15 protein-coding genes are annotated in these 15,133 nt (G+C 69.5%); 5 read left to right on the top strand and 10 right to left on the bottom strand.

Annotated features, from left to right (window positions below; translation table 11 throughout):
* Positions 1–3 precede the first annotated feature (3 nt).
* Genes dcd through ACTVZO_RS07135 form a run of 5 tightly spaced genes read right to left on the bottom strand, consistent with a single transcriptional unit; the run spans position 4 to position 3,653 of the window.
* Positions 4–528: a dCTP deaminase gene (dcd, locus tag ACTVZO_RS07155; protein ID WP_443297572.1), complete on the bottom strand. Its 525-nt coding sequence runs from the start codon at positions 526–528 to the stop codon at positions 4–6.
* On the bottom strand, positions 525–1,070 hold the full coding sequence (locus ACTVZO_RS07150; protein WP_443297571.1) for a dCTP deaminase: 546 nt from the start codon (positions 1,068–1,070) through the stop codon (positions 525–527). Before ACTVZO_RS07150 ends, dcd begins: the two co-directional genes overlap by 4 nt.
* A complete protein-coding gene (locus ACTVZO_RS07145) occupies positions 1,067–1,867 on the bottom strand; it encodes a TauD/TfdA family dioxygenase (protein WP_443297570.1) in 801 nt (266 codons plus the stop codon). Before ACTVZO_RS07145 ends, ACTVZO_RS07150 begins: the two co-directional genes overlap by 4 nt.
* On the bottom strand, positions 1,864–3,042 hold the full coding sequence (locus ACTVZO_RS07140; protein WP_443297569.1) for a metallophosphoesterase: 1,179 nt from the start codon (positions 3,040–3,042) through the stop codon (positions 1,864–1,866). The genes ACTVZO_RS07145 and ACTVZO_RS07140 overlap by 4 nt, the downstream gene beginning before the upstream one ends.
* A gap of 5 nt (positions 3,043–3,047) precedes the next feature.
* On the bottom strand, positions 3,048–3,653 hold the full coding sequence (locus tag ACTVZO_RS07135) for an rRNA adenine N-6-methyltransferase family protein (RefSeq protein WP_443297568.1): 606 nt from the start codon (positions 3,651–3,653) through the stop codon (positions 3,048–3,050).
* 263 nt (positions 3,654–3,916) lie between these two features.
* Between ACTVZO_RS07135 and ACTVZO_RS07130 the strand changes: the two genes are divergently transcribed.
* Positions 3,917–5,302 carry a sporulation protein gene (locus tag ACTVZO_RS07130; protein WP_443297567.1) on the top strand — a complete coding sequence of 462 codons (1,386 nt, stop codon included), beginning with the start codon at positions 3,917–3,919 and terminating at the stop codon, positions 5,300–5,302.
* A 1,349-nt stretch (positions 5,303–6,651) separates the two neighbouring features.
* Here the strand turns inward: ACTVZO_RS07130 and ACTVZO_RS07125 are convergent.
* The 5 genes from ACTVZO_RS07125 to ACTVZO_RS07105 all read right to left on the bottom strand — a co-directional run bounded on the left by ACTVZO_RS07125 (position 6,652) and on the right by ACTVZO_RS07105 (position 9,826).
* Positions 6,652–7,119, bottom strand: a complete 468-nt coding sequence (locus tag ACTVZO_RS07125) for a hypothetical protein (protein ID WP_443297566.1) — start codon at positions 7,117–7,119, stop codon at positions 6,652–6,654.
* A 92-nt stretch (positions 7,120–7,211) separates the two neighbouring features.
* Positions 7,212–7,766 (bottom strand): DUF6624 domain-containing protein, encoded by a 555-nt coding sequence (locus ACTVZO_RS07120; protein WP_443297565.1) that lies wholly within the window; start codon positions 7,764–7,766, stop codon positions 7,212–7,214.
* Entirely contained in the window at positions 7,763–7,963 is a 201-nt protein-coding gene (locus ACTVZO_RS07115; RefSeq protein WP_443297564.1) for a DUF5999 family protein, read from the bottom strand. Before ACTVZO_RS07115 ends, ACTVZO_RS07120 begins: the two co-directional genes overlap by 4 nt.
* Positions 7,964–8,040: 77 nt before the next feature.
* On the bottom strand, positions 8,041–8,451 hold the full coding sequence (locus ACTVZO_RS07110; RefSeq protein ID WP_443297563.1) for a hypothetical protein: 411 nt from the start codon (positions 8,449–8,451) through the stop codon (positions 8,041–8,043).
* Positions 8,452–9,028: 577 nt separating this feature from the next.
* Positions 9,029–9,826 carry a TauD/TfdA family dioxygenase gene (locus ACTVZO_RS07105; protein WP_443297562.1) on the bottom strand — a complete coding sequence of 266 codons (798 nt, stop codon included), beginning with the start codon at positions 9,824–9,826 and terminating at the stop codon, positions 9,029–9,031.
* A gap of 168 nt (positions 9,827–9,994) precedes the next feature.
* On the opposite strand from ACTVZO_RS07105, the gene ACTVZO_RS07100 reads away from it, so the two are divergent.
* From ACTVZO_RS07100 to ACTVZO_RS07085, 4 genes are all read left to right on the top strand, one after another.
* Positions 9,995–10,438 carry an NUDIX domain-containing protein gene (locus tag ACTVZO_RS07100; protein WP_443297561.1) on the top strand — a complete coding sequence of 148 codons (444 nt, stop codon included), beginning with the start codon at positions 9,995–9,997 and terminating at the stop codon, positions 10,436–10,438.
* Between the two features lie 6 nt (positions 10,439–10,444).
* The gene (locus ACTVZO_RS07095) at positions 10,445–11,623 is read left to right on the top strand and encodes a hypothetical protein (protein ID WP_443297560.1); all 1,179 of its coding nucleotides are present in this window, start codon (positions 10,445–10,447) and stop codon (positions 11,621–11,623) included.
* A gap of 348 nt (positions 11,624–11,971) precedes the next feature.
* Positions 11,972–13,279, top strand: coding sequence for a helix-turn-helix domain-containing protein (locus tag ACTVZO_RS07090; protein ID WP_443297559.1), 1,308 nt, complete (start codon positions 11,972–11,974; stop codon positions 13,277–13,279).
* Between the two features lie 32 nt (positions 13,280–13,311).
* Complete coding sequence (locus tag ACTVZO_RS07085) at positions 13,312–14,220, top strand: phosphotransferase family protein (RefSeq protein ID WP_443297558.1); 909 nt, start codon at positions 13,312–13,314, stop codon at positions 14,218–14,220.
* Positions 14,221–15,133 lie beyond the last annotated feature (913 nt).

The following is a 15,133-nucleotide window of genomic DNA, read 5'->3' as shown; positions in this document are numbered from 1 at the left end:
CGGTCACCGGGTCTCGAAGTCGCGGTAGGACTGGGAGGGCATGGGACCGGTGCTGTTCTGGTACTTGCCGTCGTACAGGACGACCTCTCCGCTGGTCTCCCAGAAGGTCGCCTGGCCGATCAACATGCCGGGATAGATCTGCACCGGCTCGACGCAGTGCAGCTGGAGGGTCAGCTGTCCGTAGGACCCGAGGTCGATCAGGTCTGCGGTCACATGAACGAACAATCCCAGGCGGGCCGTGGAGGACTTGGCGCGAATAATCGGGACCACGGAGTCGCTGCCGATCCGCTCTCGGGTCGGCGCGAGGTAGATGCGCTCCGGGGACAGCACCATTCCGCTCGCGGGGATGGGGTGCTCTTCGAAGGCGTTCTCCCGTGCGCAGTCGAGGACTTCGCCCGTGTACCAGCCGATGGTGTCCCCGAGGCGGAAGTCGAGGGAGTTCGGCTGGATGAGGCCGGGGTCGTAGGGCGAGACCTTGATCTCGCCACGTTCGATGCGGGCGTGGATCTCGGGGCCGGTGAGGATCATGCGACTGCCTCCCGTACGTGCGTGCCGGCGGCGGCGGCGCGGGGCGAACAGGGGGCGGGCTCGCTGAGCGTTCCGTAGTAGCCGCCGTAGGGCATGGTCGGGCCCTTGGGACGCCAGAAACTGACCTGTCCGATCCGCATCCCCGCGTACACGCGCAGCGGCTGCACGACGACGATTTCCAGGGTCCAGCAGTGGATGGCGCCGAGCTGGCCGAGGTCCGCGGAAACCTGGAGGTAGGTGCCAAGCCGCCCCAACGAGGAGCGCCCGATGAGGCTCGTCACGTACTGGGCGCTGCCGATCCGTTCCACGGTCGCGCCCAGGTAGAGGGTGTGGGGCTGCAGGATGTAACCGTCCGGGCCGATCTCGATGCTCTTGGTCTCGGTCTCGCGGTGCGGGTTGACGGGCCGGCCGACCAGGGTCTTGAGAGTGCTGCCGAGGTGGTAGTTGTAGCTGTTGGGGTTCAGGAGCGCGGGGTCGAAGGGGTCGATGGTGATCGCCCCCGCCGCGACCGCGTCCCGGACTGCGGGGCCGGTGAGGATCACAGGACGCCTCCGACGTAGGTCTGCTGCAGGAGCCGCCGCTCGTCCGGAGCGAGCACCGCCTGGTCGGGACCGAGCGGCATCCGGCCGTGGGCGTAGCGGTGCTGGTCGAAGACGAGAAGCTGCCCGGGGAGCAGACGGACCGTGGTGCGGCGGCGCTCGACCAGGGCAGCGAACCGGCCGAAGGCATCAGCGACACGGCGGGTGTCGGTGCCCGCCGTCAGGAGCTCCCCCTTCTCCAGGTGCGGCAGGATCTTCGCGGTGAACCGGACCGGGCCCCTCTCGCCGGGCGGAGGCAAGACCGCGAACGTGTCCAGACTCGAGCCGACGCCGTGCACGCCCTGGTCGGTGAAGTAGGAGAACACAGGCTCCTCCAGCACCGCCCGGTCCGTGTCGGTCAGGTCCTCGATTGCCTCGCGCAGGTTCGCCAGCGCCGAGGCGCCGCCGTCCCGGGGGTCCGCGCGTACGCAGTACAGGGCGATGTAGCGGGGCATCAGGGTCCGGTCGACGAGGTCGACGTGGAGCCGGTTCTCACCGACACCGTGCGTGCGGCCCGGGTCGGCGTCGGTGCGCACGCTCAGCGCGCTCCAGCATCCGTCCTGCGGGTAGACCGCCAGCACAGGGCCCAGGGCGGAGAGCAGGCTCAGCGACAGCTCCATGTTGCGGGCGTGCGCCTCCGGGTCCTCGAAGGCGATCAGGGCCCGATCGTTCCCGGCCCCGCGCACCAAGTCGGCGAAGTCCCGCGGAGCTGCGGCGCTGTGCGTCAGGTCCCGGCTTGGAAGGGGGGCGAAGTCGTTCATGGGGACGTCTCCTCGGTGAGGCGGGTGAGGATGCCGCGCAGGGTGCACGGCGGATCGGACGGTCGGCAGGCCAGGCCCAACCGGTCGGCGAGGTAGCGGGTCGTGGCGACGACGGCCAGCTCTGCTGGCGGCGTGTCGGGCGCGCTCGTCACGCCCTCGCCGAGTTCGACGGCCCTGCCCGCCAGAGCCTGCGGGTCATGCAGGCCGTCGAGGACGACGATGTCGCTGTCGAAAGGCGCGCAGTTCAGCAGGTCGCTACGCAGGACCTGCGTGGGCAGGCCGGTGCGCAGGCTGAAGGTGTTGACGAGGAAGGTACCGGCCCGGGTATCGCGCAGGGCCTGTCGTACGAGGGCGCGGGCGGCGCGTTCGCGGTCGGGCAGCGGCACGGGCAGGGTGCCGACGCGGTCCGACCCCCACTGGCGGAAGGCGGCGACATCATTGGCGAGCCCTTCGGCCGGCTCGGCGTCGCAGTTGAACGTGTCGATGGTGACGCGGTGGGCACCCGCCCGGTCCAGGCCCAGGCGCAGCAGCCCCATGCCGGTCTCCGGCGCCTTGGCGACGTGCCGGCCGTGCGAGAACCAGTGGGAGGACGGGCTGTGGCAGTGGCCGGCGACGACCACCGTGAGGGGCCAGTCGCGGGCCTGGTCGGTGATGTCGTGGGCGAACCCGGAGTGGCTGACGCCGACGACGAGGTCCGCGCCGGCCTCCAGGAGCCGGTCCCGCTCCGCCGCGATCAGCCCGGCAGTCGGCTCGACGTAGGCAAATCCGGCCCGCTCCGAAGCCGGGATCGCTTCGAAAGCCTGCCGGCCGAGGTAGCCGACGATGCCGATGTCCAGCTCGCGGCCATGCAGCACCAGGCCGCTCTCCCACTGTCCGCGGAAGGCGGGCGGCGGGCGCAGGTTCGCGCAGATCACGGGGGGGAACAGGTCAGGGCGGGCGAGGTTCATCAGGTCGGCGAGGTCATGGTTCCCGGGCACGACCGCGTCGTAGTGCTCGCGCAGGATCCGCTCTTCGATCCGCCCCCCGGAGAACTCGTGGAAGGCGCTGCCGCCGAAGAAGTCGCCGGCGTCCACGACCAGCGCCCCGGCCTGCCTCCGCTCACGCAGGACGGCCAGCATCCCGTTGCCCTCGGGGACATTGGAGTGGAAGCAGCCGGTCGCGATCAGTTGCTGCACGCTCCTCAACTCCGCTCGATCGACACGACACGCAGAACGGACGGAGCCGCGGGCCAGAAGTCGGAGCGAGATATGCCATCGACCTCCTCCAGGCGCAGACCGCTGCTCTCCTTGTCGAGCTGCGCCATCGTCTGCCTGGTGATCACGACCAGCCCCCGCTCCACCCGCGGGGAGGCAAAGACATGCAGGGTCAAAGCCGTGGAGAGGGCGGCGTCGAAGGGCATGATCGCCAGGAGATGGGTCCCGGCGGCCAGCCCTCCATCCAGGTCGACGGCCCGGACATCGGCGATGGTCACCCGCGCCTCCTCGCCGAAGCCGGAGAGACGGCCGGTCAGGTGCGCCCCGAGCCGGTCGTCCTTCTCCACCGCCCACAGAGGGTGCCCGGCGCTAGCCGCAGCCAGGGAAAGGGTTCCCAGCCCGGCGCCGACTTCCAGTACCTGCCGCCCCTTGGGGATAGCCGCGGACGCCAGCAGGCGCAGCGCCGAGTCCTCAGATCGCAGGAAGTACTGGCCCAGGTCGGTCCGTGTGGTGAAGCCGGTCGCGGCAACAGCCTCCGCCGCGGAGGGCGCCGACGGCTCCGTCAGGCCCCGGGCCGGTGAGATCTCGATCAACTCGGTTGTCCCTTCAAGAAGAAGGCGCAAGGACGCGCCGCGAGGGGGAATTCCACGGGGGAAGGCAAGGTCGCATGCGGGGCGAGTCCAGTCCGAGCCCCGTGCCGCTTGGCGTCTGCGTCACAGGAAACCTGGCCCGCAGGCTTTGCGGGAGGCGAACTAGGGGGGCGAACACCCCACGAACCGATGCGGCCCCGCACCCGACCCCCTACGCTCAAATCCACCTTCGAAGCACGGCGCGACAATCGAACAGGGAGGGACCTGTGGCAGGCAGCCAACGGCGGGCAGGACAGCCGAACGTGGCGCTGGCGCGACTCATCGAGGCCGCCGGGGCCAGCCACATCTCGCTGGCCGCGCAGATCAACAAGATCGCGGCGGCGGCCGGCGTCGTCACCCGCTACGAGAAGACCAGCGTCGCCAATTGGGTGAATCTGGGGATGGTCCCGCGGGGCCGGGCACCGGAGTTCCTGGCCGCTGCGCTGCATGAACGCCTCGGCAGACCCATCAGTCTCGAAGAAATGGGTATGTACCGCCGTGAACGAGGCGACGACGGCATGGGGTTGGATTTCGTACGCGACCCCGCCGACGCCGTTCGCGTCGCCGCGACTTACTGGAGCACCGTGGACCGCCGAAAGCTCATCGCCAGCGGATTTGCCGTATCCGCCTACGCCACTCCGGTAATGCGATGGATGACCACACCGGCCGACCCGGCGGTCACCCACCAAGGCGGCCAACGAGTGGGGCGCGGCGACGTCGAGGACCTCTGGCAGGCCGCCGAGGAGGCCCGGCTGTGGGACTCCCGTTACGGAGGCGGAAACGGCAAGGCGAACTCGGTCACCGAGTGCCTCAAGCTCAAGGCGGCCCCGCTGCTGTCGGGGACCTACACCGAGACGGTGGGTAAAGAACTGTTCACCGCCACCGCCGAGCTCTCCCGCGTCGTCGGATGGAGCGCCTTCGACATGGGGCAGCACGAACTCGCGCAGCGCCATTTCGTCCAGGCCCTGCGCCTGGCTCGGGCCGCCGGAGACGTCCAGATCGGCTGCTACGTCCTGACGACCATGTCCCTGCAGACGTTCCTGCGGGGATTCCCTCGCGAAGCAGCAGACATGGCCGAGGGCGCCTTCGAGCGGGCCAAGGGGCATGCGGCACCCCGAGTCCTTGCATTCGCCAAGCTCGCCCAAGCCCGGGCCCACGCCCGAGAAGGCGACGCCCGGGCGGCGGGCACGGCGCTGGCCCTCTCCGAGAACCTCCTCGACTCGATCGGCCCTCACACCCAAGACCCCGAATGGCTCGCCTACTTCACCCACGCCCGCCTGGCCACCGACGCCACCGAGATCTACCGGGACCTGGCCAACCCGAAGGCCGCCCTCACCTGGGCCCGGCAGGCAGACGCCATGCCCCCTGGCCGTTTCACCCGCGCAGTCGGCATCCGCCTTGCGGTCCTGGCCACCAGCCACCTTCAGGCCCGCGACCTCACTCAAGGCCTCCAACTCGGCGCCCAGGCCCTGCAAGTGCTCCGCAAGGTCCACTCCAGCCGAGCCCACGGCTACGTTCGTGACATCACCACAGCCCTCGGCCCCTGGCGCACCGAGCCTCAAGTAGCCGACTTCACCCATCAGGCCCGGACGGCGCTCGCGGCAACCGCATGAGCAGCCCAGAGCTGTAGCCGAGGACCCCGAGCCACCGGTGGGGCGATCCCGTATGTCAAGAGCATCCACGGCTTCGCACATGCGGGGGCAGACCAACAGGTCGGCAGAGGCTGAGGCGGCTTCGCCCTCCCGCCCGGAAACGGCACCGGCCCGCCTCCGCTGATTGACCGAACCTCCCCGGAAGCCCCGCTGACGGGGGCCACCCAGAACCCGGCCCTCCGCAGTGGAAGCGGCCTTTCCCCCGGTCCGCTCCGCGCTGCTACGACGTCCGCCATCAGCCGGGCGGCATCCAGTTGCGCATCGGGGCGTCATGAACGGCTCCGGCTGATAGGGGGCGGTGGTCAAGGACGTGTGAAGTTCATGGCTGGTGTCCGGGAGCGGCGCGTGGACCGCCTCCTGGAGGAGGAGCACGGCGTGCCGGCCACGGTCCGGAGGCCCGATGGTGTCCTCGGTGCGGTCCGCCAGCAGCACGACGGCCATCTCCCGCAGGCTCTCCCACCGTGTTGTGACTTCCTCGGGAGGCAAGAAGCGGCGGTGGCGCCATGCGTTGTGGGCTTCGCGCATCGCGAGGCGGAGCACCTCTGGCGCGGGACACCTCCCGCCCTGGGCAGGAGGGAGCTCCGCGAGGTACTCGGGCCGGGCGAGCAGATGAGCAGAGGGCAGGACCAGGGCGGGCCGACCCCGTCTCCGGGCAATCCACCCGTCGTGCTCCAGGAGCCACAGGGCCTCGGTGACCAGCTTCACGTCGGAGACGGTGTAGTCGCCGAGCTCTGCGGCGCCCGGAAGACTGGATTCGGGCGGGTAGAGCCCGAAGGCCATCTGGTCGAGCAGCCGGTCGGAGAGGTGGCGAGCCCGGCCGGGCCGCTCGTCACGGGACCCGCAGACCATGGTTCGGTGATGGGAGGAGGTCAGCACGCCGGCTGATGAAAGGTCGGCGAAGGCGAGCGGCACCAGTTCGGCGGGCACGCCGAGGTCCGTGGCCGTCGTCTCCCGGCTCAGCAGCATCCCCGGCGCGTACCGGCGGCTCGCGACGTGCGCGGTATCGCTCTGGTCTGCATGGGCGATGAGGCCGGACCATCGGCCGGTGTCACTGGGCGATCCGGCGGCGGCCTCGGCCCTTTCGAGGGCCAGGGGCATCCAGAGGAACACCGTCGAGCGGATCCACGCCGCGTAGCCGGCGGCATGTGTCTCGATCATCAGGGCCCGGTGCGCTATATCCAGGGCCCTGCGGATGTCGAAGCTCAAACCCTCAGGCGTGGAACCAGCAACTGGGGACGCAAGGGGTTGGGAGAAGCCGGAGGCAGCCGGCAGGGGAACCGGGGCACGTGCGCTGTCGACCGCGAGGAGGGTCACCGTGCGCACGCGACTTCCTCCGGGACGGGGGAGCGGAGGGGTGCGGGGCGCTCACGGAGGTAGAGGCCGGGCCCGTGGGGCCCGTGAGGCCGGTACCGCAGGAGACCGGACGAGATCAACGGCCGGGCCGCGCGCCGTACGCGCGCCGCCTCGACCCCGGCGTCCAGGGCGATCAGCCCGTGAGGCAGGACTTGCCCGGGGCGGTAGGCCAGGGCGGTCTCCTGGATCAGGATGGTGATGTCCAGATCGTCGGGGTGCGGCTGCCCCGGGGGGACGACGACCAGCGTGCGACCGGCAAAGGCAAGGTCGCCGCGCTGTTCGAGGACGCCGAGCGCGGCCGCGGCCAGCGATTCCGAAAGACCGAGGGGCGAGCCGAGAACCCGGGCCGTCTTCGCTCTCGACGCCCCGCATGGCACCGCTACCGGGGTGCTGCGCAGGTGGCGGCGTAGTGTGAGGACGGCCACTGCCAGGCGCCTCAGACGGGCCGGGGAGTCCTTGGCGACGTGGGCTCGGCGTCCGTCAGACCCGCCGGCTGGACGAGTGGGGTTGGTGTCGATCACGGTCGGCCCCGTCCCGCTGTGTCAGGACCCGCACCGCGCGCGAGGTAGTCGGCGGTCTGCTCGGCCAGGGGCACAAGCCCGATGTCGGCTCGCAGGCGCTCTGCGGCTTCGACGTCCCTGATCGGGTACGGGCGCAGAGTGCGGGGATTGACCTGGGTCCCGTAGGTCTGGGGCACGGACATCGTGACCGCGCAGACGTCTACGACGTGGGCGAAGAGCTGCTCCGGGAGCTCGCCGCTGTCGACGGCCGGCTTCATCAAGTCGCGACACTGGAGCAGGAAGGCAGTCTCCTGACAGGCCAGCAGGATCCGGACGGCGTAGACGGCGGCCTCGTCGCCCACCATCCCGGCCGTCGGCCACCCGTGGGCGGACACGATTCCCTTGAGGCGGTCGGCATTGGTCCGCTGGACCTGGAGCAGTTCCTTCTGCCGATGCGTCGAGGGAATCCGCCAGGCGATCAGTTGGGTGCGGCGCTCAGCACGCCCCATCTCCGTCAGCTGTTGCGCGACCGCGGCCAGGGGGACCGTCACGGTGGTGGTTGGGCCGGTCATGCGGCACCGGCCAGCGTGGGGAGGGGACGCTGCGGGGCGATGATCTGCCCGTCCGGCAGAAGGGCACCGGTGTCGTCGAAGATCATCAAACCGTTGCACAGGACGCCCCACCCCTGGGAGACGGCGTGGGCAACGAGCTGGGCCTGGTCCCGGTCTGCGGAGTCGGCGTCCGGGCAGCGGGGTTCGTGCTGGCACATCGGAAGTCCTCGGTTGAAGGGGGCCATGACGGGTGCCGGGGCCGATGTTCGAGTGGTGCGGTGCGGCAGGTCGTTGCCTACGGGGTGTCGCCGGCGAGGTCGAAGATCACCCCCGCGGACCCGGCCAGAAGGCGCAGGTAGCCCAGCTCCGTCTGGGCTGCTGCCGGGTTGCGAAGCAGCGCTTGGGCGCGGAGGAGAACGTTCTCCATCGCGGCTTCCTCCGCCTGCTCCGAGACCACCGCCTTCCGGTGGATGGCTAGTAATCGCGGCGCACAGCCCACGAGCGTGTGCAAAATCCCCTGGAGTTCCGTGATCAACGCCGGGATCTCGTGGGCGGCGGGAGCCGAAGGCCCGGTGGCCAGGTCGAGGGCGTCCCAGGTACGGGCGGCCTCCGACAAGGCGGTCAAGTCGCGGGCGCGGGTCAAGCCGTTGATAAGGAGGAGGACGTCCTCCTGCGGACTCGGCCGTGCAGGGGCGGAGACGGACACGACGACTCCTCGGAGAAGCGGACGCGGGCGGTCGGGCCCGCAGGGGCGGGGGGATGAACTGGCTAACCGGGGAGCGTGCTGGCCATGGCCGTTCGAAGGAGCGGCATGAGGCAGATGCCGTCACTCAAGGTGACGGGTTTGGGCTCGGTGAGTGCCCAGGGCCATGTGTCCCATCGCGCTCCACCGGCAGGAGGAAGGGCGACACGGCCACCTGGACCGGACTCCACCCGAACACCCGCCACCCCGATCAGGGAGGCGGCGGTCCCCGGTGCGACGAGCAGTACCTTCTCGCCACTTCCGTACGCGAGGGCCGGAAGCGGCGGGAGGTCTTGGTCACGGCGATCGGCCAGAACAAGGAGATCCGACCCCAGTGCGGCGGGCACGATCACCGCGTCGAACGCGGAGCACGTCGTGTGCAGCTCAAGATGGGGGGACTCCCGCAATAGCGAGAGCGCGCGGCGCGTGGAGACGATGTCGTTCCCCACGATCAGGGGCCAGGCAAGCACGTCCTCGTATGCGGACACAAGGTCAGGGACGTCCCGGCTGACCGGGGGCCATCGAGAGGCCTGGAGAGCTGTCACAGCCCGCCACCTCCGTCCACCACTGGTGCGCCGGCTGCCTGCCGCAGGGCTGCGTGGGAGAAGCCAGTCAGCATCGGGAAGCGGGGGGCGCCCAGGGCGCGCAGGCAAACCCGGTCGCCAGTGAATGCGGTTCGCGCATGGAGCCAACGGGAGTTGTCGATCAGGTAGCCCTGACCCGCTTCGAGGGTGAGGCGCTGTTGCACTGCGCCGATGGCCTGTCGGAGCAGGGGGAGATACCCGCTGACGAGGGGGCTGAACGCGGCCAGAGAGTCCTGGCGCAGCCGGATTGAAGCTCTTCGGCCGGGATAGCGGGTGAAGACTTGGGACGGGTGACCGCCACCGTCGCCGTAGAAGGCGGTGTTCGGTAGGGCGAGGGCCTCCAGGGCAGCGGGGGAGTGCTCGGCGAGGTAGTCGTGGACGGCCCGGCCGTCGGCCAGGACCACGTCGCCGCCTCTGGCCGAGGGGCGCTGGCACACCAAGAGCATCAGCCGTGGAGGATGCGGCTCGCTCGAGCGCTCCGTGTGCGGCAGGAGCTCACCGTTACCCAGTCCTCCCAAGCCCGGCTGCTGGGACCGCCGACCGATGTCCCGGATCGTGGTGAGTTCATCCGAGTCGCTGTCCCGGTGCGGAACCACCCTCATCATGGCCTGGGCGAGGGCGAGTACGGCAGTGCGAGTACGCAGGCCCTCGACGGTCGCCAGTCCCTGGGTCTGCAACTGGGCAGCTATGCCGCGAGGCTGCTCCGGAATGGTCCGAATCGTGCGGTGGGCCTCGAACAGGCTGAGCGTCGGCATCAACGTGCTCCTCATGCGGTGGGCGGTGGGACGAGGGTCCGGACCGGCGGCTGCGTGCGTAAAGCGACAGACTGTCGACTCGGACATATCCGGCAACTTGAGTCGCTGCCGCGAGCGTGGTGCTACGTTCCGAGGGCCACCCCAGCTACCACCTCTCAGGGACGGTCGATGTACAAGCCCTCGCTGTGGCCCGTATCCGTCAAGGGCGTTGCTCTCGACTCGAAGGACCGGGTACTGCTTCTCAAGAACGAACGGGCTGAGTGGGAACTGCCCGGCGGACGGCTGGAGATCGGAGTAGAAGGGGGCGGTTCGGCACCCGCCGACGCCGGCCCCGCCCAGGCCCTGGAACGTGAGATTGCCGAAGAGGCCGGCTGGGCGGTCACGGCCGGCGCCGAATTGGCGGGCGGTACCTGGATCTACGAGCCGATTCCCGGCCGGCGCGTCCTGATCGTCACCTACGGCTGTACCGTCCTGACCCCCGACCGCGATCCGATCCTGAGCCACGAGCACAAGGAGCTCGGCCTCTTCCACCGCGACGAGGTCGGCGCCCTGAACATGCCTGTCGGCTACAAGCACTCGATCGCGGCCTGGTACGAACACCCCCAGAGGTAAGTAGCTGTGGACACCTCGCAGAAGACCGGCAAACCGCCGCGACGATCGCCCCGGCTCGTCTCCTGGCAATGGGCAACTCCCGAAGCCCAGGCCATCCTCGCCACCCGGAACCTGTCCGCGATCCTGAAGTACTACCGGCGTGTCCACGGCGACAGCCAGACCCAGACCGGTGAACTCCTCGGCTACGACAAGACGTACGTCTCCGCCCTCGAACTCGGCAAACGCCACCTCAACGACGTTGGAAGCCTGCGCCACGTCGCCGAACGCCTCTCCCTGCCGGCGCACGTCCTCGGCGTCACCGACCCCGCCGACGCGGACCACCGCGCGATGCTCCAGTTCGGCCAGTCCACCGTCCGCCTCGCTGAGATCGCCCGCCAGTCCGGACACGCCACCGAAGCCGTCGCGGAGCTCTGGCCACTCGTCGCCCGACTTGAAGCCCGAGCCCGCGACGGGAACACCGAACGCGAAGTCCTGCACCTCCTTGCCCATGCCCGGTTGGGCCTGGGCACGGCCCTCGGTAACGTGCTGCCGGAGGAGCGCCTTGCCACCGCCGCGCACTGGACAGCGCAGAGCTTGGACGTTGTCCGCATCTTCGACGACCCGGCGCTCACCACCACGGCTCTCCGCATGCACGGAAACGAGCTGCGAAAGTCGGGCCTGGTCGGCGCCGCCGTCCACCGCCTCACCCATGCCGCGGCCATCGCCCCGAACCAGACCGAGCGCGCAGCCGTCCTGCCCCTGCTCGCACGAGCCGCCGGAACCCTCGGCAACCAGACCCTCTTCGACCGCACGATGGAGGAGGCACACCAACTCCTCGACGAGGTCGACCACACGAGCCTCGTCAACCCCACGGCACTCTACGAGATCCATCTGCGGGGCCTCATCGCCACCGGCAGGGCAGAAGACGCGATACAACGCGCTGAAGCTTCCTCCCCCACCCCGACCATGTCGATCGCGCCCCAGTGGCGAGTCATCGAACTCATCACCTCGGGCCGTGTCCGACTCCTGGCCGGAGACCACCGCGGCGCCACCGAACTGCTCGTGGGAGCCGTACGCGAAGCGCGCGCCCAACGCCTCCCACACCAGCTCCAGCGCGCCCTGCGCGCCGCCGGCGACGTCCTCCCCGATGCCCGTGAATCCGCCGAACAGGCGCTGACCCAGCTGCGCACCGAAATGGCCGCATAGAGAAGTTGACCCGCGGTGGCTTCGCGGTGTGCCGGTCGCACGGTGCGAAGGATCTCTTCCGAACATCGAACGACCCCTCCATTCCGTGGATTGGACGTCTGAGGCCCCATCAGGCTCAGGCAGTAGGTAAGAGTCGCCACGGCCCGCATGGGCCTCAACCGGCGTACCCGCCGGATCCGGCGCATGTGGGGGCAGATTTTGGGAATCCCACGGTTTCTCCGGCGCATCCGCCGGAGAATCGTGGGAACCCGAGGCGCCCCTGGGCGGCGCCCCCTGATCGGAGCCCACGTGATGACACCCGCGCCTCCTCACCGGCCAAGTTGCGCGCGCGCTATCCGTGTCCGCGAAGTGCAGGCCGGCCGGTCCCATCACGACATCGCCGACCTGATCCACCAGCACTGCGGAGTCTCGCGCCTCCGGGCCTACCGCCTGGCCCTGGGCAAGACGCTGGCCGTCGCTGGTCGAGAGGTCCGCACCCTGGCTCTAAACCACGACCCCGAAGGGCCACGAGTCGAAGGCGACCAGCTGAGCTCATGGGAAACCGGCGGCCGCGAACCACGAAGGGCCGTCGTCTCCGTCCTGTGCGCGTACTACGGCGCCACGCCACGCGCACTCGGTCTCTCCGGCGAACCGCCGGCCACCGGCACCACCGAGGAGGAGCTCCTACCAGTACCTGCCGTTGCGAGCTCCTCGTCACTGGCAGACCGCGTTGATGCTGCACGACGGTCGACGAACTCGGCCCTCGCGGCGGGAACGGTCGCCGGCGGGCAGATCGACCTCCTGGACGAGCGACTCCTACTCCTTCGGAGGCAGTACCTGTACACGCCCCCAGAAACCATGCTGACCCAGCTGCTGGAGGAGCTCGACGACGTCGAGGCCCTGGTGCGCGAGCGGCAGACAACCTCCGTACACGTCCGCCTGACCGAGATGACGGCCCTCTTGGCCACGCTGATCGCCGACTCCCTCATGAAACTCGGAGACCTGCGCCGCAGCGGCGTCTGGTACGAGACCGCCCGATTCGCCGCGGAAGAGAGCGGCAACCGGGACCTACGCGCTCGGGTCCGGGCACAAGCCGCGATGCTGCCGTACTACTACGGCCCCCTCGATACCGCCATCGCACTCGCCCGCGAGGCACGACTCCTCACCCGGGGCCGGCCGACCGCAACAGCAGCATTCGCCACGATGGCGGAGGCGAGGGCACTGGCCCAGATCGGCGACGGCGCCCAAGCCGAGCTCCGGCTCCGAGAAGCGGCGACGCTCTACGAACGCCTTGCCACCGGGGCCGATGACGATGCTTTCGCCTTCCCCCGGCGCCGGTACCTGCTCTACCTCAGCGGCACGTACACCGCCCTGGGCCGGAGCTCGGCCGCGATGAAGACCCAGAGCGAGGCCATCGCCCTCTACCCGGTCACGACGGGGATTGACCCAGCCCTCCTGCGACTGGAGACAGCCATCTGCCTTGCCAGAGACCGCAGCGGGACCGAGGCCTGTCAGTTGGCCGCAGCCGTCTTTCTCCAGGTTCCAGAAGAACACCGGACCCCCATCATCAGCGCGCGGGCACGCGGCGTCATCGAGAGCCTTCCAGGGCCGAACGGGAGGACGCGGGCGGCCATGGAGCTGCGTGAACTTCTGGCTATCCCCGGCGGACCGAAGTGACAGCTGGGCCTATCGTCAGACAGATTGACCCCATGACTGCACTGCCGACCGCACCCGGCGGCTACTCCGAAGCGGACATGCGAAGCATCCTGCACCAGGCCTGTACGACGGTCGGCCTGGATGCCGAGGGCGCCCATGTCCTCCGAGGACACACCAACGCCGTCCTGCGCCTCTCCCGCCACCCCGCCGTCGCCAAGATCGCCCGAATCGGCACTCCGCCGGAAGCTGTTGAGCGCACGGTGCGGTTCACTCGCTGGCTGATGGACGCAGGGTTCCCCACAGTGCCTCTTCTCGAATGCGACCAGCCGGTCCTCGTCGACCGACAGCACTCGGTGACGTTTTGGGATTACCTGCCCCAGTCGGGAGCGTCCTTGGCCGCCGAGCAACTTGCCAAACCGCTCCAGATACTTCACACCCTCGACCGTCCACCTTTCGACCTCCCGGAGCACGACAACGTACGCGCGATCCGGCGATCCATCTCGGCCACCACGACGCTGCCGGCCTCCGATCTCCGGTTTCTGTCCTCCCGCGTCGATCAGCTTGAGGAGGCGCTCGGCGGGGTCGTCTTCGAGTGCCAGCCGGGCGTCATCCAAGGGGACCCGCAGCACCGCAACGCCCTCCACGCGGCCGGCGGATCGGTGGTCCTGTGCGACTGGGACACGGCGGCGATCGGCCAACCCGAATGGGACCTCGTCACGGTTGAGGTCCACTCACGCCGATTCGGGTACGGCAAGCCGCACTACGACGATTTCGCCGCAGCATACGGATTCGACGTGACGAAGTGGTCAGGTTACGAAACGCTCCGTGACCTCAGGGAACTCCGCATGATCACGACCAACGCACGAAAGAGTGGTCACACGCCCGGCAGCATCGACGAAGTCGAGCGAAGAATCCGCGCCCTTAGGCGAGGCGAGGAGGACCTCGGGTGGCGGATCCTGTGACGGACCAGGTGCGTCCTGCGCGAGCCACCGAGCACCTAACCCGCGAGGCCGACTCGGGCCCGGTTCGGGGCGACTGCACTGCCAAGCGCGGGAGATGGGCTCGAAAGTGACCCCCACCTGCTGTACGGGTCTCGCCGCGGCGGCAAGGGCAACGTGCGACCAGTGCAAGGTCGGCGGGCTCGGTCGACGATCCTGGCTGCTCCCGGAGCGCTGTTCTCCGTAGGTCAGGCAAGGTGCGGTCTGCTCTGGTGCCAACTTGGCCCGCATCCTGATCAAGGTGCGCGGTTCGGACGTGCAGCGCGGTTACGTGGTGGCGCCGTTGCGCCATTCGACCAGCAGGACCTGGGCCGCGTCGCCGTAGGCACGGGCACGATCCCAAACCCTGTGCCGGTCTGTGTGCAGCTGGCGGGTTTCCTCCTCCTTGCCGGGCCGGATGCGGACGCCGGCGGCCGTTCGGCGACCCTCCGGTCCGACCAGCCTCGTGATCTCGTACAGGGCCGACGAGCCTCGGACGTGCTTGGCCAGACGGCTTGCGCGTAGTTCCTCTGCACGGGTGGTAACGGCAGCGACAGCCGGGTGATCCAACAGAGTCCCCAACTCGAATTCCGGTGCGCACTTGGGGATGCTTCGCCAGACGGCGCCGGGACGCCGGACTATCGCGACCCACCAGGACGGGGCCGAAGGGCCAACGTGCCATGGGCGCGGGAGGTGTGTTGGCGGATGCCGATCCGATGCAGCCCGCCCTAGCAGGCGGGTTGAGGCCCGCAGGTAGGCCACGTCACAGGCCTGGCTGTAGGTCCGAAGCGTCGAGTATGCGGCGATGTGGTCGCTGCGGCCCTGTGACGTGCCCCCGATGGAGGCGAGCACCTCGGGTGCCGCGGCCGCCCGCCCGCGTGCTGCTGCCGAAAGCTGG

Source organism: Streptomyces sp. IBSNAI002, from assembly GCF_052244475.1.
Taxonomy (GTDB): Bacteria; Actinomycetota; Actinomycetes; order Streptomycetales; family Streptomycetaceae; genus Streptomyces.
This window is presented reverse-complemented; position numbering and strand designations above follow the sequence as displayed.